The 19580-nt window shown below is 72.7% G+C and carries 18 protein-coding genes; 9 read left to right on the forward strand and 9 right to left on the reverse strand.

Going from position 1 to position 19580, the window contains the following annotated elements:
* Positions 1–27 precede the first annotated feature (27 nt).
* Together ACIQNU_RS05100 and ACIQNU_RS05105 are read right to left on the reverse strand one after the other, a co-directional pair.
* Positions 28–747: an ABC transporter permease gene (locus ACIQNU_RS05100; RefSeq protein ID WP_401361013.1), complete on the reverse strand. Its 720-nt coding sequence runs from the start codon at positions 745–747 to the stop codon at positions 28–30.
* On the reverse strand, positions 744–1718 hold the full coding sequence (locus tag ACIQNU_RS05105; protein ID WP_401361015.1) for an ATP-binding cassette domain-containing protein: 975 nt from the start codon (positions 1716–1718) through the stop codon (positions 744–746). Before ACIQNU_RS05105 ends, ACIQNU_RS05100 begins: the two co-directional genes overlap by 4 nt.
* 317 nt (positions 1719–2035) lie before the next feature.
* Here ACIQNU_RS05105 and ACIQNU_RS05110 point away from each other — a divergent pair, with 317 nt between their 5' ends.
* From ACIQNU_RS05110 to ACIQNU_RS05120, 3 genes are read left to right on the forward strand one after another with little or no spacing between them, the layout of a single operon-like run.
* Positions 2036–2929 carry a MaoC/PaaZ C-terminal domain-containing protein gene (locus tag ACIQNU_RS05110; RefSeq protein WP_401361017.1) on the forward strand — a complete coding sequence of 298 codons (894 nt, stop codon included), beginning with the start codon at positions 2036–2038 and terminating at the stop codon, positions 2927–2929.
* A gap of 36 nt (positions 2930–2965) precedes the next feature.
* The gene (locus ACIQNU_RS05115) at positions 2966–4042 is read left to right on the forward strand and encodes a Zn-dependent alcohol dehydrogenase (protein WP_401361019.1); all 1077 of its coding nucleotides are present in this window, start codon (positions 2966–2968) and stop codon (positions 4040–4042) included.
* A gap of 36 nt (positions 4043–4078) precedes the next feature.
* Positions 4079–5020: a 3-oxoacyl-ACP reductase gene (locus ACIQNU_RS05120; protein WP_401361021.1), complete on the forward strand. Its 942-nt coding sequence runs from the start codon at positions 4079–4081 to the stop codon at positions 5018–5020.
* A 395-nt stretch (positions 5021–5415) separates the two neighbouring features.
* Here the strand turns inward: ACIQNU_RS05120 and ACIQNU_RS05125 are convergent, their stop codons facing one another.
* Positions 5416–6552, reverse strand: coding sequence for a hypothetical protein (locus ACIQNU_RS05125; RefSeq protein ID WP_401361023.1), 1137 nt, complete (start codon positions 6550–6552; stop codon positions 5416–5418).
* Positions 6553–6764: 212 nt separating this feature from the next.
* On the opposite strand from ACIQNU_RS05125, the gene ACIQNU_RS05130 reads away from it, so the two are divergent.
* The 4 genes from ACIQNU_RS05130 (at position 6765) to ACIQNU_RS05145 (ending at position 10792) form a co-directional block, all read left to right on the forward strand.
* Entirely contained in the window at positions 6765–7820 is a 1056-nt protein-coding gene (locus ACIQNU_RS05130) for an ABC transporter substrate-binding protein (protein WP_401361025.1), read from the forward strand.
* A 67-nt stretch (positions 7821–7887) separates the two neighbouring features.
* Complete coding sequence (locus tag ACIQNU_RS05135; protein ID WP_401361027.1) at positions 7888–8775, forward strand: Nif3-like dinuclear metal center hexameric protein; 888 nt, start codon at positions 7888–7890, stop codon at positions 8773–8775.
* A complete protein-coding gene (locus tag ACIQNU_RS05140) occupies positions 8772–9515 on the forward strand; it encodes a zinc ribbon domain-containing protein (RefSeq protein ID WP_401362455.1) in 744 nt (247 codons plus the stop codon). Before ACIQNU_RS05135 ends, ACIQNU_RS05140 begins: the two co-directional genes overlap by 4 nt.
* 11 nt (positions 9516–9526) lie before the next feature.
* Positions 9527–10792 (forward strand): bifunctional RNase H/acid phosphatase, encoded by a 1266-nt coding sequence (locus ACIQNU_RS05145; RefSeq protein WP_401361029.1) that lies wholly within the window; start codon positions 9527–9529, stop codon positions 10790–10792.
* 12 nt (positions 10793–10804) lie between these two features.
* Here the strand turns inward: ACIQNU_RS05145 and eda are convergent, their stop codons facing one another.
* Together eda and yaaA are read right to left on the reverse strand one after the other, a co-directional pair.
* A complete protein-coding gene (gene eda / locus ACIQNU_RS05150) occupies positions 10805–11455 on the reverse strand; it encodes a bifunctional 4-hydroxy-2-oxoglutarate aldolase/2-dehydro-3-deoxy-phosphogluconate aldolase (protein ID WP_401361031.1) in 651 nt (216 codons plus the stop codon).
* 81 nt (positions 11456–11536) lie between these two features.
* Positions 11537–12337, reverse strand: a complete 801-nt coding sequence (gene yaaA / locus ACIQNU_RS05155) for a peroxide stress protein YaaA (RefSeq protein WP_401361033.1) — start codon at positions 12335–12337, stop codon at positions 11537–11539.
* A 112-nt stretch (positions 12338–12449) separates the two neighbouring features.
* Between yaaA and ACIQNU_RS05160 the strand changes: the two genes are divergently transcribed.
* The gene (locus ACIQNU_RS05160) at positions 12450–13889 is read left to right on the forward strand and encodes an RNB domain-containing ribonuclease (RefSeq protein WP_401361035.1); all 1440 of its coding nucleotides are present in this window, start codon (positions 12450–12452) and stop codon (positions 13887–13889) included.
* 145 nt (positions 13890–14034) lie between these two features.
* Positions 14035–15807: an ABC transporter substrate-binding protein gene (locus ACIQNU_RS05165; protein ID WP_401361037.1), complete on the forward strand. Its 1773-nt coding sequence runs from the start codon at positions 14035–14037 to the stop codon at positions 15805–15807.
* A gap of 21 nt (positions 15808–15828) precedes the next feature.
* Here the strand turns inward: ACIQNU_RS05165 and ACIQNU_RS05170 are convergent, their stop codons facing one another.
* The 4 genes from ACIQNU_RS05170 to ACIQNU_RS05185 are packed head-to-tail and all read right to left on the reverse strand — an operon-like array spanning position 15829 to position 19371.
* On the reverse strand, positions 15829–17037 hold the full coding sequence (locus tag ACIQNU_RS05170) for a C45 family autoproteolytic acyltransferase/hydolase (RefSeq protein ID WP_401361039.1): 1209 nt from the start codon (positions 17035–17037) through the stop codon (positions 15829–15831).
* Positions 17034–17807 carry an SDR family NAD(P)-dependent oxidoreductase gene (locus ACIQNU_RS05175; protein ID WP_401361041.1) on the reverse strand — a complete coding sequence of 258 codons (774 nt, stop codon included), beginning with the start codon at positions 17805–17807 and terminating at the stop codon, positions 17034–17036. The genes ACIQNU_RS05170 and ACIQNU_RS05175 overlap by 4 nt, the downstream gene beginning before the upstream one ends.
* Positions 17804–18577 carry an SDR family NAD(P)-dependent oxidoreductase gene (locus ACIQNU_RS05180; protein ID WP_401361043.1) on the reverse strand — a complete coding sequence of 258 codons (774 nt, stop codon included), beginning with the start codon at positions 18575–18577 and terminating at the stop codon, positions 17804–17806. The genes ACIQNU_RS05175 and ACIQNU_RS05180 overlap by 4 nt, the downstream gene beginning before the upstream one ends.
* Positions 18574–19371, reverse strand: coding sequence for a polysaccharide deacetylase (locus ACIQNU_RS05185; RefSeq protein ID WP_401361045.1), 798 nt, complete (start codon positions 19369–19371; stop codon positions 18574–18576). Before ACIQNU_RS05185 ends, ACIQNU_RS05180 begins: the two co-directional genes overlap by 4 nt.
* Positions 19372–19580 lie beyond the last annotated feature (209 nt).

Consider the following 19580-nt stretch of genomic DNA (forward strand, 5'->3'; position numbering starts at 1 on the left):
CACTCCTGTTGTGCCGGTCATACCAGGTCACACCGTCCGCGCGGCCCTGCGGTACGAGACCACAGCGTACGAGCCGAAGGCCAGCAGCCAGAGGGCCAGGACGGAGACCGTGGCCGGGCCCGGCAGCCGTCCGTCCGCCACCGTCCTGCCCAGCTCGGCGAAGCGGTACGTGGGCGTCCAGTCCGACAGGGCGCGCAGCCAGCCGGGGAACAGGGCGATCGGGAACCACAGGCCGCCGACGACGGACAGACCGAGGTTGCAGACCATGTTCACCACGCCCGTGGTCTGCGCGGTCAGCCGGTAGCCGTTGCCGAGGCCGAGCAGCGTGAAGGGCAGCGCGCCGAGCCACAGCAGCACCGCGAGCGCGGCCCACTGGCCGGGTGCGAGCCGGACCCCGTTGACCAGGGCGCCCGCGAGGAGGACCGAGGCGACGGCGGGCGCGACCGTGACCGAGCCGGTCAGCGCCCGGCCCACGACCACCGTGCGCGGCGCCATCGGGGTGACCCGCAGTTGCCGCAGCCAGCCGACGGTCTTGTCCTCGGCGACACCGGTCCCGGTGTTCAGGGCGGCACCGACGGCGCCGTACGCGGCCATGCCCACCATCGACAGGGTCTTCCACTCGCCGTCCGCGCCGCCGCCGACATTCGTGAACAGCAGATACATCAGGACCGGCATCCCGATCCCGAAGATCACGAAGCCGGTGTCGCGCAGAGCCCGGCGCACTTCGAGACGCAGATAGTCGATCATCGGACGGACTCCTTCAGGGGGACGTCGGCGGGGGCGTCGGCGGGGATGTCGGCTGCCGGGGCGGCCGGCTCCGATGTCAGGGCGAGGAACGCGTCCTCCAGCGACGCGGGCGCCACCTCAAGGCGCCGGATCGCCCCCATCGCGGCAAGCGCCACCACCGTCGCGTCGGAGTCGTCGGTGCGCAGCCGCGCCCGGTCGCCCCGTACCTCCACGGACACGACACCGGGCAGCAGGCTCAGCCCCTCGGTGGAGCGCCCCGCCAGGTCGAAGGCGACGAGATGGCCGCCCGCGGACCGCTTGATGCTCTCGCCGGAGCCGTCCGCGACGATCCGGCCGTGGTCGATGACGACGATCCGGTCCGCGTGCGCGTCGGCCTCCTCCAGGTAGTGCGTGGAGAACAGGACGGTGTGCCCGCGCCGCGCGTAGGCCCGCATGGACGCCCAGAACGCGTGCCGCGCCTCGACGTCCAGGGCGGCCGTCGGCTCGTCCAGGACCACCAGCTCGGGGTCGCCCGCCAGCGCGACCGCGAACCGTACGCGCTGGGTCTGGCCGCCCGACAGCCGGTCCACGCGGCGATCGGCGAGGTCGGTGACGCCCGCGAGGCGCAGCGCGTCGGCGACGGGCATCGGGTCGGGATAGCGGCGGGCCACGAAGGTGACCAGCTCGCGGACGGTGACCCGGGGCACCGCGCGGCCCTCCTGGAGCATCGCGCCGACCCGGCCCGCCCGCAGCGCCGCGTCGGGCGCCGCGCCGAAGAGCCGTACCGCGCCCTCGTCCGGCTCGTCGAGCCCGAGGAGCAGGGCGATGGTGGTGGACTTGCCCGCGCCGTTGCGCCCGAGCAGGGCGACCGTCTCGCCTCGGGCGATGTCGAGCCCGATCCCGTCGACGGCGCGCACCGCGCCGAACCTCTTGACCGCCCCCGTGAAGGAAACGGCCGGCTCCGTGCCCGCCGTTCCCGATGTCTTCGTCATGCCAGGAACGCTACGTATCCGGGGCCGCCACCCGGCAGATGCACCCGTACGGAATCGGGCAGGACAAATGTCACGGGTGCGGGGTGTACGTGTGTCGACCCGGCAGTCAACACCCATATGCCGAACCGAATCTGACATGGCGTCAGCAGTCTTCACAACTCAGGTGGCCTCGGCTATACATGGGGATCGCCGGACTGGAACGCGTTCTAGAACGGATGGTCCGTCCGGCCCGATGACGACCTCGGTGCGGCCGACGGTGCGGACGGCCGCACCGAGGTCTTGTCCCGGAAGTCCGTCCCCCAGAAGGCAGGAGGCCCATGCCCATCGACGCCGCCCAGGCCGTCGCCGCCGAGCCCCGGTCGGCCGAGATCGCCTGGGACCACAAGGACGTCCAGCTCTACCACCTCGGCCTCGGCGCGGGCGTCCCCGCCACCGACCCCGACGAACTCCGCTACACCCTGGAGTCCCGGCTGCATGTGCTGCCGAGCTTCGCGACCGTCGCGGGCGCCGGTATGGGTGTGGTCGGCGGTCTCTCGGCGCCCGGCGTCGACATCGACCTCGCCGCCGTCCTGCACGGCGGCCAGACCGTCGAGGTGCACCGCCCTCTCCCCGTCGCCGGGCGCGCGGTCTCCACCTCACGCGTCGCCGCCGTCTACGACAAGGGGAAGGCCGCGATCCTCGTCCTGCGCTCGGAGGCCGCCGACGCCGAAGGGCCGCTGTGGACCAGCGACTCCCAGATCTTCGTACGCGGCGAGGGCGGCTGGGGCGGCGACCGCGGCCCCTCGACCCGCCTGGAGCTGCCCGCGCGGGAGCCGGACCGTACCGTCGAACGCCCGGTCCGCGAGGACCAGGCACTGCTGTACCGGCTCTCCGGCGACTGGAACCCGTTGCACGCCGACCCCGAGTTCGCGAAGCTCGCGGGCTTCGACCGGCCGATCCTGCACGGCCTGTGCTCGTACGGAATGACCCTGAAGGCCGTCGTCGACACGCTGCTCGACGGCGATGTCACCCGCGTCCGCTCCTACACCACCCGCTTCACCGGCATCGTCTTCCCCGGCGAGACGCTGCGCGTGCGGATGTGGCGCGGGACCTCGGGGGCGGACACCCCCGGGGCGGACAAATCGGGCACTGGTCGGATCCAGGTGACGGTCTCCGCCGTGGAGCGCGACGACGCCCCGGTCCTCGCCGACACCGTCGTCACCCACACCTGAGCACGAGCACACCTGAACACGAGAGGACTCGTCAGCATGCGCGCAGCCGTACTCCACGAGACAGGCCAGGACAAGCTCGAAGTCCTCGACGACGTCGAGGCGGTGGGCTTCGGCCCCGGCAAGGTGAGGATCCGCGTCCGGGCCACCGGGCTGTGCCACTCCGACGTCTCGGCGATGAACGGGGTACTGCCGCAGCCCGCGCCGTTCGTCCCCGGCCACGAGGGTGCCGGCGAGGTACTCGACGTCGGCGACGGCGTCACGGCGGTCGCGCCCGGCGACCGGGTCCTGCTCTGCTGGCTGCCGTCCTGCGGCCAGTGTCCGTCCTGCAAGCGCGGCCAGACCCAGCTCTGCCTGGCCGGCTTCATGAACGCGGGCACCCCCAACTTCAAGCGCCCCTCCGGCGACGTCTTCGGCTTCGCGGGCACCGGCACCTTCGCCGAGGAGGTCGTCGTGGACGCGGGCTGCGCCGTACCGATCCCCGACGACGTGCCCTTCGACATCGCCGCGCTCATCGGCTGCGGCGTGACCACGGGCCTCGGCGCCGCCGTCAACACCGCCGACGTGGCGGCCGGTTCGTCGGTCGCCGTCATCGGCTGCGGCGGCGTCGGGATCTCCGCGATCCAGGGCGCCCGGCTCAAGGGCGCCGCCGAGATCGTCGCCGTCGACCCCGTCGCGTCCCGGCGCGAGGCGGCACTCCGCTTCGGCGCGACGGAAGCCGTGGCGCCCGACGGGCTCGCCGACGCCAAACAGCGCCTCACCGCGGGCGAGGGCTTCGACTACGTCTTCGAGGTCGTCGGCAAGTCCGCCACGGCCCGTACCGCGTACGAGACCACCCGGCGCGGCGGCACCCTCTGCGTCGTCGGCGCGGGCGCCATGGACGACCACCTCCAGCTCAACATGTTCGAGCTGTTCTTCGACGAGAAGCGGATCCTGCCGTCGATGTACGGCGGCGGCGACGTCCTGCGGTCGTACGAGCGCGCCATCGCGCTGTGGCGGTCGGGCCGGATCGACCTGGAGAACCTGATCACGCACCGGGTGCCGCTGGCCGAGATCAACGACGCCCTGGAACAGATGCGGACGGGTACGGCCCTGCGTACCTGCATCGAGATCTGAGCCCGCCGGACCACCACCGATCCCGAGAGGACTTCGATGTCACTGCCACTGGAGGGCCTGTCCGCGATCGTGACCGGCGCGGGCCGCGGACTGGGCCGGGCCGAGGCGCTGGAACTCGCCCGGCTCGGCGCGTCCGTCGTCGTCAACGACTACGGGCAGCCCGGCCGTGACGGTTCCGGTACGGCGTCGGCGGGCCCCGCGGACGCCGTCGTCGCCGAGATCGTCGCGGCGGGCGGTACCGCCGTCGCCCACACGGGCGACGTCGCCGACTTCGCGCAGGCCCGCGCCCTGGTCGCCCTGGCGGCCGACACCTTCGGGAAGCTGGACATCCTCGTCAACAACGCGGGCATTCTGCGGGACCGGATGGTCTTCTCGATGAGCGAGGACGAGTGGGACTCGGTGATCCGGGTCCATCTCAAGGGCCACTTCAACACCACGCACTTCGCGTCTGTGCACTGGCGCGAGCGGTCCAAGGCGGCGGGTGCGCCGGTGTACGGGCGGATCGTCAACACCTCGTCCGAGGCGTTCCTCGCCGGTTCGGCGGGGCAGCCCAACTACTCGGCGGCCAAGGGCGGCATCGTCGGTCTGACGACGTCCACCGCACTGGCCCTCACGAAGTACGGGGTCACCGCCAACGCGATATGCCCCCGGGCGCGGACCCGGATGACCGAGGACGTGTTCGCGGGGTTCGGGGTTCCGGAGGCCGGTGATCTCGATCCGCTGGCGCCGGAGCATGTCGCTCCGCTCGTCGGGTATTTGGCGGCGCCGGCCGCCGGGCGGGTCAACGGGCAGTTGCTCGTCGTGCATGGGGGGATGGTTGCGGTGATGGAACGGCCGCGGGTCTGTGCCCAGTTCGATACGGCGAAGGACGTGTTTACGTATGAGGAGTTGGACGCGGTGCTGAGTCCTTATTACGGGGGGCGTTCGGCGGGGGAGACTTTTGCGGCGAGTGAGGTGCTTGGTCTTAAGCGGGGGTAGGTCGTCTTTGGGGGCGGGGGTGGGGGTGGTGCTGTTGGTGCTTGGCTGACGGCCGTGCGTGGCTGGGTGCGCAGTTCCCCGCGCCCCTGAGATCGGGGCCTGCGGCCCCTGATCGCGCAGTTCCCCGCGCCCCTATTTGCGCAGTTCCCCGCGCCCCTGATTGCGCAGTTCCCCGCGCCCCTGTCAGGAGTCGGCCTGTTGGCCGTCCTCCAGTGGTTTGCGGTGGCGGCCGTGGGGCTGGGCTTCCTCTTCCTGGGGGGATACCTGGCCCCGGTGTTTGCCGTGTGGGGGCTGGTCCGCCTGGTCTGTGGGGTCGGTGGGTGCGTCCGTGTGTGCTTCGGTCATTGAAAAGGTCACCCCGTCTTGAAGATCTTTCGCGTAACAGCCGGAAGATTCTAACCGGCGGTCACCCGCCCCCTCAGCGGGGCCTGTTGCAACGGCACCGGGCGTGCCACCCGGACCACCGCGGGGGACTTCGCGTGGGGAGCCAGGGGCGCGGTGACCCGTGCCACCCCGCACGGCACCGCGTCCGTCGCGTACGGCAGGCGCAGCACCCCTTCCCGCGTCCACACCCCAGCCCCCGTCAGCCATCCCTCCGGCGCCGCGATCCGTTGCACCTGGCGGTCGGTGGGGCGCCACAGGCCCACGCAGGTACCGGCCGGACCGTCCACGCGCAGCGCCACCGCGCAGCTCTCCGGGGTCAGTACCTGACCCGGCTGGATCGCGAACGGCGTGAGCGCGCTGTCCGCGGGCCGCAGCGACTCCGGGAACCGCACCGGCAGCGTCGAGCCCAGGACGCCCCAGCCGAGCCGTTCGTGCCCGGGGGACGGCGCGTCCGAGCGGATCAGCAGCAGCCCGCTGTCGGCGTCCGCGAGCAGCAGCCGGTCCGTGCTGTCCTCGGCGATCTGGAGCAGCGGTGACACCTCGCCGCCCCGCTCGATGTCGACCGCCACCGCCTTCGTACGCCCCTCCAGCTCCCGGTCGAGCGCGATCAACCGCCCGGCCCGGTCCAGCCACGCGCCCCCGGAGCAGCGGCCGGGCAGCTCGGCGACCAGTTCGGGCCCGAAGGCGCCGCCCGCCACCAGCCACAGCGCCGTCGTCGTGGCGCCGGGGACCAGGGCGTACGCGCGGTCGCCGCACGGCGCGGGCGGCAGCAGCCTCAACTCCCCGCACTCCACGGCCCCGAGCGGCACCTCGCCCGTACCGGCACCCGTCGGATACAGCAGCGAGAACGCGTGCCGCCCGTCGACGGACCGCCGGATCAGCACCCGGCCGTCCCCCATCGGCTGCACGTCGCTGTCGGCCTCCTCGGGCTGGCCGCCCGGCAGCGGTACGGCGTACGGCTCGGGGCCGTCCAGCGTCCAGCGCTCCGGGAACCAGGCTTCGGCGAACGCCGGGTCGCGGGGGCGGGTCAGGCGCGCCGCGTAGGACCCGTCCGCGGCGATGACGCACCCCGCCGCCACCGCCGCTTCAACGGACCGGTCGGCGTCCTCGTTGTCTCCCGCCGCGGTTTCGATGGCACAGGCCGTCATCGATCGGTCACCTCCGGCGACGAAGCTAGTTTTCGTACGCGCTGGCGTGGCACCGGGGGCCACCACTTCACCCCAAAGGGTGGCGATGTACCGATTCGCCGGTCTGATCGGGGGCGGTTGTGCTGCGCGGAAGCCGGTCTTCTAAAGTTAGGCAGACCTAACTCGCACGTTTCGCCTTGCACGTTTCGCCTCGCCCGTTTCAGGAGTTCTCGATGTCCATACGACGCCGCGGTACGGCCGCCGTCGCCCTCGCCGTGGCCGCCGCGCTGTCCCTCGCCGCCTGCGGTTCCGGTTCCGATTCCGGGGACGACGCGTCCTCCGCCGGCTCCGGGGCCAAGGACAAGGGGGCCGGCGGCAAGTCCGTCGCGCAGGGCGGCGAGGACTTCGCGAAGGCCGCCGAGAACACCGCGAAGATGGGCACCGACGCCAAGCCGGGCGAGTTCCCGCGCACCGTCGAGCACGCCATGGGCAGCACCGAGGTCAAGGCCAGGCCGCAGCGGGTCGTCGTCCTCGACGTCGGCGAACTCGACAACGTCGTCTCGCTCGGCGTCAAGCCCGTCGGCTACGCGCCCACCGAGGGGGACACGGCACTGCCGTCCTATCTGAAGAAGGACGCCGGGTCGCCGAAGAACGTCGGCACGATCAACTCCCTCAATCTGGAGGCCATCGCGAACCTCCAGCCGGATCTGATCCTCGGCAGCGAACTGCGCGCCGCCCAGCTCTACCCCCAGCTCTCGAAGATCGCCCCCACCGTGTTCTCCATCCGCCCCGGCTTCACCTGGAAGGAGAACTACCGCCTCAACGCCGCCGCGCTCGACCGCTCCGCCGAGGCCGACGCGAAGCTCGCCGCGTACGAGAAGAAGGCGAAGGCGCTCGGCGATGAACTCGGGGACAACAAGCCGACCGTGACCATGCTCCGTTACATGCCGGGCATGATCCGCCTCTACGCCAAGGCGTCCTTCATCGGCACGATCCTCGACGACGTCGGCGTGCCCCGGCCCAAGAACCAGCAGATCAACGATCTCGCGACGGAGATCTCGCCGGAGAAGATCGACGACGCCGACGCCGACTGGGTCTTCACCGGCGTCTACGGCGACGCCAAGAAGACGGACCGCGCCAAGGCCGAGGACAACCCCCTCTGGAAGAAGCTCGGCGCCGTCAAGAACGGCCAGGCCAAGGACGTCCCGGACGAGACCTGGTACCTCGGCCTCGGCGTCACGGCGGCGGACAAGGTCCTGGACGACCTGAAGGGCTTCCTGGCCTCGTAACCCCCGGGATCGGGAGGGACGGACGGGACCGTTCGAAGGGGTACGAACTGCGGGTAGCCTTTCATCCGTGCCCCGTCTCTCTGAAGTCATTGCCGCGCTCGACGCTCTCTGGCCCCCCGAGCGGGCCGAAAGCTGGGACGCGGTCGGGACCGTCTGCGGGGATCCTGACAGTGAGGTCGGACGGGTCCTGTTCGCGGTCGACCCGGTCCAGGACATCGCCGACGAGGCCGTGAAACTGGGCGCCGACCTCCTCGTCACGCACCACCCGCTCTATCTGCGCGGTACGACGACCGTCGCGGCCTCGCACTTCAAGGGCCGGGTCGTGCACACCCTGATCAGGAACGACATCGCCCTGCACGTCGCCCACACCAACGCCGACCGCGCCGACCCCGGTGTCTCGGACGCCCTCGCCGGCGCCCTGGACCTGCGGGTCGTCCGGCCGCTGGTCCCGGACCCGACCGACCCCGAAGGGCGGCGGGGCCTCGGCCGGGTCTGCGAGGTGGACGGTCCGCTGACCGTCGGCGAACTCGCCGCGCGCGCCGCCGAGCGGCTGCCCGCCACCGCGCAGGGCATCCGCGTCGCGGGCGACCCCGACGCCCCCGTCCGTACGGTCGCCGTCAGCGGCGGCTCGGGCGACAGCCTCTTCGACGACGTACGCGCCGCCGGCGTCGACGCCTTCCTCACCGCGGACCTGCGCCACCACCCGGCGTCCGAGGCCCGCCAGCCCCACGGCCAGGGCACACCGGCGCTGCTCGACGCGGCCCACTGGGCCACCGAGTGGCCCTGGTGCGAGCTGGCCGCCGCCCAGCTCGACCAGATCTCCGACCGGAACGGATGGGGACTGCGTACGCATGTCTCCGCGACGGTCACCGACCCCTGGACCGCCCACGCGGCGTCCACCCACCCCGCCGGACCCTTCGCCCGCTACCCCTCGAACCAGGGAGCCCCCAACTGAACGCCGCGCCCGCCGACCAGCTCCGCCTTCTCGACGTCCAGGCACTCGACGCCAGGCTGCAACAGCTCGCGCACAAGCGGAAGTCGCTGCTCGAGCACGCCGAGATCGAGTCGCTGACCAAGGACCTCACCCAGCTCCGTGACCTGCTCGTCGCGGCGCAGACCGAGGAGAGCGACTGCTCCCGCGAGCAGACCAAGGCCGAGCAGGACGTCGACCAGGTGCGCCAGCGCGCCGCCCGCGACCAGCAGCGGCTCGACTCCGGCGCCATCACCTCGCCGAAGGACCTGGAGAACCTCCAGCGCGAGATCGCCTCGCTCGCCAAGCGCCAGGGCGACCTGGAGGACATCGTCCTGGAGGTCATGGAGCGCCGTGAGTCCGCGCAGGAGCGCGTCACCGAACTGACGGGCCGGGTCTCCTCGGTGCAGGCGAAGATCGACGACGCGACCGCCCGCCGCGACGCCTCCTTCGAGGAGCTGGACGGCGAGGCCGCCACCGCCACCAAGGAGCGCGAGGTCATCTCGGGCACCATCCCGGCCGACCTCCTCAAGCTTTACGACAAGCTCCGCGCGCAGCAGGGCGGCGTCGGCGCGGCCAAGCTGTACCAGCGGCGCTGCGAGGGCTGCCGTCTGGAGCTGAACATCACCGAGGTGAACGAGGTGCGGGCCGCCGCGCCGGACACGGTGCTGCGCTGCGAGAACTGCCGCCGCATCCTGGTCCGCACGTCCGAGTCCGGCCTGTAGGGGTTGTCCAGGTGAGCGCTGCACGGGAGTTCGTGGTCGAGGCCGACGGCGGATCCCGGGGCAACCCGGGGCCCGCGGGCTACGGTTCCGTCGTGATCGACGGGGCCACGGGGGAGACCCTGGCGGAGGCCGCCGAGTACATCGGGATCGCCACGAACAACGTCGCCGAGTACCGGGGTCTCGTCGCCGGTCTCCGCGCGGCCCACGCCCTCGACCCGTCGGTGCCGGTCCATGTCCGTATGGATTCCAAGCTCGTCGTGGAGCAGATGTCGGGCCGCTGGAAGATCAAGCACCCGGACATGAAGCCCCTCGCCGCCGAGGCCGCGTCGGTCTACCCGCCGGGCCGGGTCACCTACGAGTGGATCCCCCGCGAGAAGAACAAGCACGCGGACCGCCTGGCCAACGAGGCGATGGACGCGGGCAAGCGGGGCGAGCAGTGGTCTCCTTCGAAGTCGACGGCGGATCTGGACACGGGAGCGCCCGGCGACGCGGCGGCCGGCGCCGCGAAGGCGAGGGCGGCCCTGGCGAGCAGTCCTTCCCGTCGCGGAGCGACGGAGCAACGGCAGCCCGCCGGGCGCAAGGCCGCCGCCGACCTCCGCGCGGCGCGCAATCTGGCGCAGGCGCCCTCCGTCGGCTGGGGCGGGGCCGACCTCGGCACCCCGGCGACCTTCGTCCTGCTGCGGCACGGCGAGACCCCGCTGACCCCCGAGAAGCGGTTCTCCGGCAGCGGCGGCAGCGACCCGGCGCTCACCGCGGCCGGTCGCGCCCAGGCCGAACGGGCCGCCGCCTCACTCGCGGCGCGCGGCACCATCCAGGCCGTCGTCTCGTCCCCGCTCATCCGCTGCATGGAGACCGCGCGGACCGTCGCGGACCGCCTCGGCCTCGACGTGACCATCGAGGACGGCCTGCGCGAAACGGACTTCGGCGCCTGGGAGGGCCTGACCTTCGCCGAGGTCCAGGAGCGCCACCCGGACGACCTGACCGCGTGGCTCGCCTCCACCGACGTCCGCCCCACGGGCGGCGGCGAGAGCTTCGACGAGGTCACGCACCGGGTCACCGCGGCCCGCGACAAGCTCGTCGCCGCGTACGCGGGCCGCACGGTCCTCGTCGTCACGCACGTCACGCCGATCAAGACGCTGGTACGGCTCGCGCTCGGCGCCCCGCCGGAGTCCGTGTTCCGGATGGAACTCTCGTCGGCGTCCGTGTCGGTCGTCGCGTACTACGGCGACGGGAACCCGAGCGTCCGGCTCCTCAACGACACGGGCCACCTGCGCTGAACCGGCCGCGCGTCAGCGCAGCGCCGCCGCCTCGCGCGCCAGGGACGCCACCCGCTCCCAGTCCCCGGCCGCGACGGCGTCGGCGGGCAGCATCCACGAACCGCCCACGCACCCGACGTTCCGCAGCGCCAGATACGCGGGCGCCGACGCGGGTGTGATCCCGCCGGTCGGGCAGAACCGGGCGCCGGGCAGCGGCCCCGCGAGGGACTTCAGATACGCGGTGCCGCCCGCCGCCTCGGCCGGGAAGAACTTCATCTCGGACACCCCGTGCTCCAGCAGCGCCACGACCTCCGACGCCGTCGAGACGCCCGGCAGGAACGGCACTCCGGACGCCTTCATCGCGGCGAGCAGCCGCTCGGTCCACCCCGGGCTGACCAGGAACCGGGCCCCGGCCGCCACCGATGCGGCGACCTGCTCGGGCGTGATGACGGTCCCCGCGCCGACCACCGCATCCGGGACCGCGTCCGCGATGGCGCGGATCGCCTCCAGTGCGGCGGGCGTCCGCAGCGTCACCTCGATCGCCGGCAGCCCGCCCGCGACCAGCGCCCGCGCCAGCGGCACGGCGTCCGCGACGTCCTCCACGACGACGACCGGGAGCACCGGCGCGAGAGCGAGGACCGAGGGCGACGGAGACGGGGGCGAAGGCAGGGGCGGGGGAGTCATGGCGTCATCCTGCCGCGCGAGTGGCACCCTGCGCAAAGGGCGTTGCATAGGGTGCAACCACACGACACCCTTCGGGGGTGCTCAGTGAATCTCCGTCACCACGACATCCAGTTCCCAGGGCCGCCCCGCCCGCTCCGGCGCCGCCGCCTCCACCACGTACCCGAGATCCCGCAACGCCTCCACCAGCGCCGCCGGATTCCTGGGCTCCGCGCCCGCCGTGAGCAGACTGCGGACGATCCGGCCCTTCGTCGCCTTGTTGAAGTGGCTGACGACGGACCGCTTCTCGACACCGTTCACCCTCTGCGCGTGCAGCACCCGGACGGTCGCCGTCCGCGAGGCGACCTCACCCGTGGGGCGCCAGGCCGCCGCGTACGCCGACGACCGCAGGTCCAGGACGAGCCCCCGGCCCACCGCGTCGGGCAGGACGCCGGCCAGGACCGGCCGCCAGTACGCGCCGAGCGCCCCGAGCCCCGGCAGCTTCACCCCCATCGAGCAGCGGTACGGCGGAATACGGTCGTTCACGCGGACCGCGCCCCACAGCCCCGAGAAGACGAGGAGCGACCGGGTCGCGCGCCGCTTCGCCGCCGGATCGAGCGAGGACAGCCCCAGAGCGTCGTAGAGGACGCCCGTGTAGATCTCACCGGCCGGGCGGGTGCCCGCCGTGCGCAGCACCGCGTTGAGCGCGATCTCGCCGCGCAGCCCCTCGCTCAGGCCCAGTACCTCGCGCGCCTTCTCCTCGTCGGCGACGCACAGCTCGACGAGTTCGTCGATGACGGCCTGCTGGGCCCCGGCGAGTCCGGGCAGCGACAGCGATTCCGGCTTCAGCGGGGCGCCGCGACCGGAGGATGCCTTGCCTTCGGAGGGCGGCAGCAGCACGAGCACGATCGGTTCTCCGTAAGTCGTCGGACGTGGTCAGCCAGCGTACGCGGAACCGCACCGGGTCCCGCCGACCGCACAGGGTGCCGTCCCCACCGCACCGACCTAGGCTCGACCCATGCCCCGCCGCCACCTGCACGTCACCGGCGCAGCCGAGGCTCCGCTGCGGGCCGCCCTGCGTACCCTGCGGACCACGCTCGGGGTGCCCGACGGCTTTCCGCCCGAGGTCGCCGACGAGGCGCGCCGGGCCGCGGGGGACCCCCGGCTCCCGGTGCGGGACGCGACCGACGTCCCCTTCTTCACGCTCGACCCGCCCACCTCGCGCGACCTCGACCAGGCGATGCACCTCGCCCGCACCCCCACCGGCTACCGCGTCCGGTACGCCATCGCCGACGTCGCCGCCTTCGTCACCCCGGGCGGCGCCCTCGACCGCGAGGCGCACCGCCGGGTCACCACCCTGTACTTCCCCGACCTGCGCGTCCCCCTGCACCCGGCCGTCCTCAGCGAAGGCGCCGCCAGCCTGCTGCCCGGCACGACCCGCCCTGCGGTGCTGTGGACCCTCGACCTCGACGCGGACGGCCGTACCGCCACCGCCGACGTGCGGCGCGCCCTGGTCCGCAGCCGCGCCCAGCTCGACTACGCGGGCGTGCAGCGGGCCCTCGACACGGGCACCGCCGAGGAGACCGTCGTCCTGCTCGGCGAGATCGGGCGGCTGCGCGAACGGCTGGAGATCGAGCGCGGCGGCATCTCCCTCAACGTGCCCGAGCAGGAGATCGTCGAGCGCGACCACACCTACGAACCTGCCTTCCGCGCCCCGCTGCCCACCGAGGCGTGGAACGCCCAGATCTCCCTGCTCACCGGCGCGGCAGCCGCCGATCTGATGCTCGCCACCGGCACCGGGGTCCTGCGCACCCTGCCCCCGGCCCCGGACGGCGCCGTCGGCCGGCTGCGGCGCACCGCGAAGGCCCTGCACATCGACTGGCCTCACCACGTCCCGTACGCGGAACTCGTCCGCTCGCTCGACCCGGAGCAGCCCCGCCACGCGGCGTTCCTCCAGGAGTGCACGACCCTGCTGCGCGGCGCCGGATACACCGTCTTCCGCGACGGCGCCAGGCCAGGACTCGCCGTGCACGCCGCCGTCGCCGCGCCCTACACCCACTGCACCGCGCCGCTGCGGCGCCTGGTCGACCGGTACACGTCCGAGCTGTGCGTGGCCGCTTCGGCGGGCACCGCGCCGCCCGAGTGGGTGCTCGCCGCGCTCGACGGGCTGCCGAAGGAGATGGCGGACGGGGCCCGGCGCGCGGGCACCGTGGAGCGCGCGTGCGTCGACGTGGTGGAGGCGGCGCTCCTCAAGGACCGGGTCGGCGACCTCTTCGACGGCTGCGTGGTCGACGTACAGGAGCACGAACCGACCGTCGGGACCGTCCAGGTGGAGGACCCGGCGATCGTGGCGCGGGTCGCGGGCGGCACGGAGCCGCTGCCGCTGGGCGAGCGGCTGCGCGTCCGGCTGGTCCAGGCGGACCCGGGGACGGCGCGGGTGCTGTTCGCTCCCGCGTGACTCCCGGGTGATCAGCGGCGAGGGGGCTGGGGCGTACGGCCCTGGTCGGGCGGGGTGTGCGGGGTTTATGGTGCTTTTCGCGGGGGTTCCGTCGCGAAAGTCGTGGTCACCGTCGAGTTCCGTGCCGACGAATGGAGGAGTCCCCGTGCGATCGCTTCCGCCTCCCGGCACAGGCACAGGCACCGGCACCGAGCGCTTCTGGGACGTCACGGTCGCCCCCCGGCTGCCGCACGCCGCGGACACGACCCCGACCTCGACCCCGGCGGTCCCGGACCCGGCCCTCAGCCCCGCCCTCCTCCGCCGCGTCGCCGGATTCCACGCCTCCGGCCTCCGTACCGCACGATTCCTCTGGTGCGAGGACGGCCACTGGGCCCGCTGCCGTCTCCTCCTGAGCCCCACACCCGCGCTCGCACCCACCCCCACGCTCGGCGAAGCCGTCGTAGAGCTGCGCACCCGCCCCCTGACCGGCCCGCCGTCCGGACTGACCGCCCGTGAGATCGACATCATCTCGCTGGTCGCGCTCGGGCTGTCCAACCGGGAGATCTCCAGCCGCCTCGGCACCAGCATCCGCACCGTGACGACCCAGGTCGAACGGCTCCTGAAGAAGCTCGGCCAGGACTCGCGGGCGGGCCTGAGCGCGCTCGCCGTCGACCGCGACCTGATCCGGCTGCCGATCCCCGGCGGCGTCGAACACCGCTCGGGCATCCGCGTCCTGGACATCGAGCGGCACGCGGCCACCGCGACCTCCGCCACCGTCCCCGCGCCCCGCGCCGTACACACCGGCCAGGCCCGTGCCGTCCGCCGGGACACGGTACGGATCGGCACCCTCGTCGTCGGCGGAGCCTTCGCCGCCGACGGCCGCGAGTCGGCGCAGGGCGCGGCGCTCGCCGTCCGCGACGTCAACGCGCTCCGCCACGACTACGGCCGCGCCCTCGAACACGTCACCGTCCGCGTGGACCCCCTGGACGAGGACTCCGTACGCGCCGGTCTCGCCGCCCTCACCGACGCCGACGTCGACGCGATCACCAGCAGCTACGCCAGCGCCATCAGCCCCGCCGTCTTCGAGTTCGCCGCCGACTTCGGACGGACCTTCCTGCACACCAACACCTGGACGCGCAGCGTCGACGCGGTCCGCGAGGACCCGCGCCGCTACGGGCACGTCTTCCAGACCTGCCCGTCCGAGACCGCCTACCAGGCAGCTCTCCTCGCCTATCTGCGCTCCCGCCCGCCCGTCGCGGGCCGCGCGCCCCGGCTCGCCGTGATCGAACTCGACGGCTACGGCTGCGCGGTCACGGACCCCACCTTCGCGGCCCGGGTACGGGAGCGGGGCTGGACCGTCACATCGGCGCACCGCGTCGGCCTGACCGTCACGGACCCCGACGCCCTCGTCCTGGGCGTCCTCGACGACAGGCCCGACGTGATCGTGGTGTCCCACCTCAGCGTCGACACCGCCGCCGCCCTCCAGAACGCGATCACCCGGCACCACCCGCACCAGCTCACGTACCACATCTACACCCCGTCGGTGCCGGGCTTCGCGCGGCGGATCGAGCACCGGGGCGGGCAGGTCATCTGGTCCACGGTCACCGGCCGCCCCGACGACCCGCTCGGCCGCCGCTTCACCGAGGCGTACACCCGGGCCTACGGAGTGCCGCCCGGCCGCAGCCAGGCCAGCGCGGCCTACGACCAGGTGCGGATGGTGCACGCCGCGTTCTCCGTGACGGGCTCGCTCAGCCCGGAGGCGGTCGGCGCCTATCTGCGGGACTCGGCCTACCGGGGCGTGAACGGCACGTACCTCTTCGCCTCACCGGGCCAGGCCGTCTCCGGCTATCCGTACGACACCGTCGACCAGAGCCTGTCGCAGCCCACGCTCACCTACCGGCTCTCCGGCAGCGGCCAGGAGATCCTTTCGGTGGCCTGACGCCCCCGCTCCCTCACTCCCTCACCGGGCGCCGGCGAAGAACTCCTCGTAGTCGTACGTGACCCGGGGCGCCGTACAGGGATGGCCGAGGGTGAGTCGGAGGGTGGACCGGTGCGGCTCGATGAGGGCGCTCGCGACCGTCGAGCCCTGTTCCAGCGGGTGTTCCCGGGGGTTCGGGTGGCAGCACAGCGCGTCCGGATAGTTCTCGTGGTCGCTCAGCACCTCGTGCCACCCCGCCACCGAAGGCACCGGCATCAGCTCCGCGAGCGCGGTGGCCCGCGCCCGCCGGAACAGCGTGTCCGGCATGACCCTCGGGCCGTGGTCGGTACCGGCGGACGCGAACGCCGAGTCACCGCTGTCGAAGTGATTGGCGTGTACGAGGAGTCCGCCCCGCCGGACCCGCAGCGCGCTCACGTCCCGGGGGCCGCCCGGCCGGCACTCCAGGTCGACCGCTCCGACGTCACCCGCCTCACCGTCACCCGCCTTGCCGTCACGGCCGACGAGCAGATAGTTCGCCGAGGAGGAGCGGGTGACCGTCCGCAGCAGCTCCTCGCCCGCCGCCACGGACCCGGCGCCGAGCAGCATCCGCAGCAGCAGGTGGTACGGCATCCCGGGGGAGCCCACGTCGAGCGAGGTCACCAGCGCGTTGGTCAGGACCGTCAGCCCCGCCGAGTTCATGCCGAACTTGGCGAGCAGCCCCGCCTCGACCACCGACACCCACCGGGGCCCGGCGTCCGGCGCCGCCTCCAGGACGACGACGGTCTCGTGCGAGAAGGGGATCCAGTCCCAGTTCTGCCCGACGACCGGCTCGGACCCGCGCAGATCGCAGAAGGACGTGCACTCCAAGGGCGTTCGGGCGGCGGACGCCCGGGACGCGCCGGCTGCGGCGATTTTGCGGGCCTTGCCTGAGAACAGGATCTCGGTCCGCAGATTCAGCGCGAGGACGTCATCGAAGGAGACCCCGGCGCCTTCCGCGATCCCGCGTACCTCGTCGAGCAGGCTCTCGTCGACCTCCTGGATCGCCGGTACGAACGTCTCGGCCAGCGCGGTCGCCGCACCCCAGTCGAGCGCGGCGAACTTCGCGTATACCCGCTCGTAGTTCTCCAGCGAGAGCAGAATCCGTTGCCGGGCCGCCGTGCCGTACTGCCGGCCGCGCTCCCGCGCACCGCCCGTCGTCCGGACGATCAGGGGATCGCGGACCGGGGTGGCCGCCGCCTGTGCGGTGCTCATGACGCGCTCTGCCCGCCGTCGACCGCGATCACGGTCCCGTTCACATACGCCGCGTCCTGCGAAGCGAGGAACAGACACACCCGCGCCACCTCGTCCGCGGTGCCGAGCCGCCCTGCCGGAATGCGCCGCAGGACCTGCGCGAATGCTTCCGGGTCGCCGGACACCGTGGTCATCGGGGTGTCGATCACCCCGGGCGCCACCACATTGCAGCGGATGCCGTCCGGCCCCCATTCGACGGCGAGCTGCCGCGCCAGGGAGACGACGGCGCCCTTGCTCGCGCTGTACGCGGCGCTCGGCTCACCGGCGTCCCCGCGCACGGCGGCGATGCTGGACAGGAGCGTGACGCTGCCGCCCTCGCCCGCGTCGATCATGCGCCGGGCGGCAGCGGCAGCGACGAGCAGCGACCCGCGCGCGTTGAGGTTCACGACCGCGTCCCAGTCGGCGGCGGTCGTCCCGGTGGCGGCCTTGAAGCGGTAGATCCCGGCGCAGTGGACCAGGGCGTGCGGCGCGTGACCGCCCCACTCCTCGTCGACCTTCTCGAAGGCCTCCCGTACCGAGTGTTCGTCCGTGAGGTCGCAGGGGAACGCGATCAGCTCCCCGCCCACGCGCCGGCCGTCCGCCGCCAGGTCCAGGCCGATCACGGACCAGCCGAGGGCTTCGGCGAGCGCGGCGGTCGCCCGGCCGATGCCGGAGTGGGAGCCGGTGACGACGAGGCGCCGCCGGACGGGGGAGCCGCCCCCCTTATCGCCCGTGTTGCTCATGTCGCTCATGAGGTGAGCACTCCTCCGTTGACGTTCAGGGTCTGGCCGGTCACGTAGTCGGCGCCGGACAGCAGATAGTGGACGGCGTCGGCGACATCGGCCGCGGTGCCGTGCCGCCCGAGCGGCACCTCGGCGACCACCTGGCGGCGCTCCTCGTCGTAGGTCCGCCCGCTGCGCCGGGCCCGTGAGGTCAGCTCCTCGCGGTGCATGTCGGTCATCACATAGCCGGGCGCGACGGCGTTGACCGTGCAGACGGCGGCCAGCTCCACGGACAGCGTGCGCATCAGGGACGCGACGGCCGCCTTGGACGCGCTGTAGGCGCCCGCGCCGGGCGTCGGCTGCTGGGCGAAGAGCGACCCGATGACGACGATCCGCCCCCGCGTACTACCGGTGCCTCCCAGGAACGGCCGTACCGCCCGCACACAGTGCAGTACGCCGAAGAAGTTGATGTCGAGAACGCGGCGGATGTCGTCGTCGGCGGTGTCGAGCAGCGGGGTCTCGGGCCCGCCGACGGCGGCGTTCGCCACCAGCGCGTCGATGGCGCCGAACGCGGCGATCGCGCCCCGCGCCATCCGCGCCGCGTCCTCGGCGCGGGACACGTCCCCGACGACGGCGGCCACCCGCTCACCGCTGGCGTCGATCGCGCGGGCGGCGCCCTCGACCTCCGGGTCGATGTCGGACAGCAGCACGTTCCACCCCTCGGCGACCAGCCGCAGCGCGACCCCGTGCCCGATCCCACGGGCGGCGCCGGTCACCACGGCGGTGAGGCGGCGGCTCATGACAGCACCGCCGCGGCGGCGGGGGCGGCCGGGGACGCGGCACGGACAGCGCCGGCGATCTCCTCGCACCGCGCGAACCAGATCCCGTCGTCACTCCGGAGCCCGGTCAGGAAGGTCTCCAGCATCCGCAGCCTGCCGGGGCGCCCGATGATCTGCGGATGCACGGTCAGCGTGATCAGCCCCCCGGCCGCGCGGATCGCCGACGCCTCCTCGCCCCACAGCTCCGCGACCTCCCGCGAGGAGCGGATCGTCCGGTCCCAGCTCGTCGCGTCGAACCAGAAGTGCGGTGCGTCGTCCAGCGACCAGTGCACCGGGATCTCGACCAGATCATGGTCCGGATGCGCGTACGGAAGGACCGCGTCCATCATGTTCGATGCGTGCCCGAACCCGTGCTCGACCAGCAGATCCAGGGTGTGCGGGCTGATGTCCCACGAGGGCGAGCGATAGCCCGCGACCCGGTCGGTGAAGGCACGCAACACGTCCAGACCGCGCACGAGTTCGTCCTCTTCCTCACCGCGGGCCATGAGATGCGGGGAGCGGTGCGAGAAACCGTGATGCCCAATCTCATGCCCCCGCCCGGCAATGGCCTCCACGGCATGCGGATATCGCTCCGCGTCACCGCCGCACACGAAGAACGTTGCCGGAACATCGAGCCGCTCGAACAGATCCAGAAGCTGCGGTACGGCGATTTCGGCGCCGTACCGTGCCTGGGACAGCACTCCGGGTCGTGCCGCGTTCGCGGGGTCCTCGGCGAGCCACAATTCCTCGGCGTCGAAGTCGACCGTCACCGCCATTGCCGCTTCATAGCCCTGTGGCCACATACGGGGTCCTCTCTCCTTCGCGGGGATCAAGGAACACGGTACGGGCGGGGTACGGAATGCGAACTCCGTAAGATTACGTACGCGGGCACGCGGGTCTGGGCAGGCCCCGGCCGTACGTACAGTTGCGTATGTCGGTCACCGTCGCTGTTTGTCACTCTTCGGGAATCGATGGAACCCCCGTT

Source organism: Streptomyces sp. NPDC091292 (genome assembly GCF_044757265.1).
Taxonomy (GTDB): domain Bacteria; phylum Actinomycetota; class Actinomycetes; order Streptomycetales; family Streptomycetaceae; genus Streptomyces.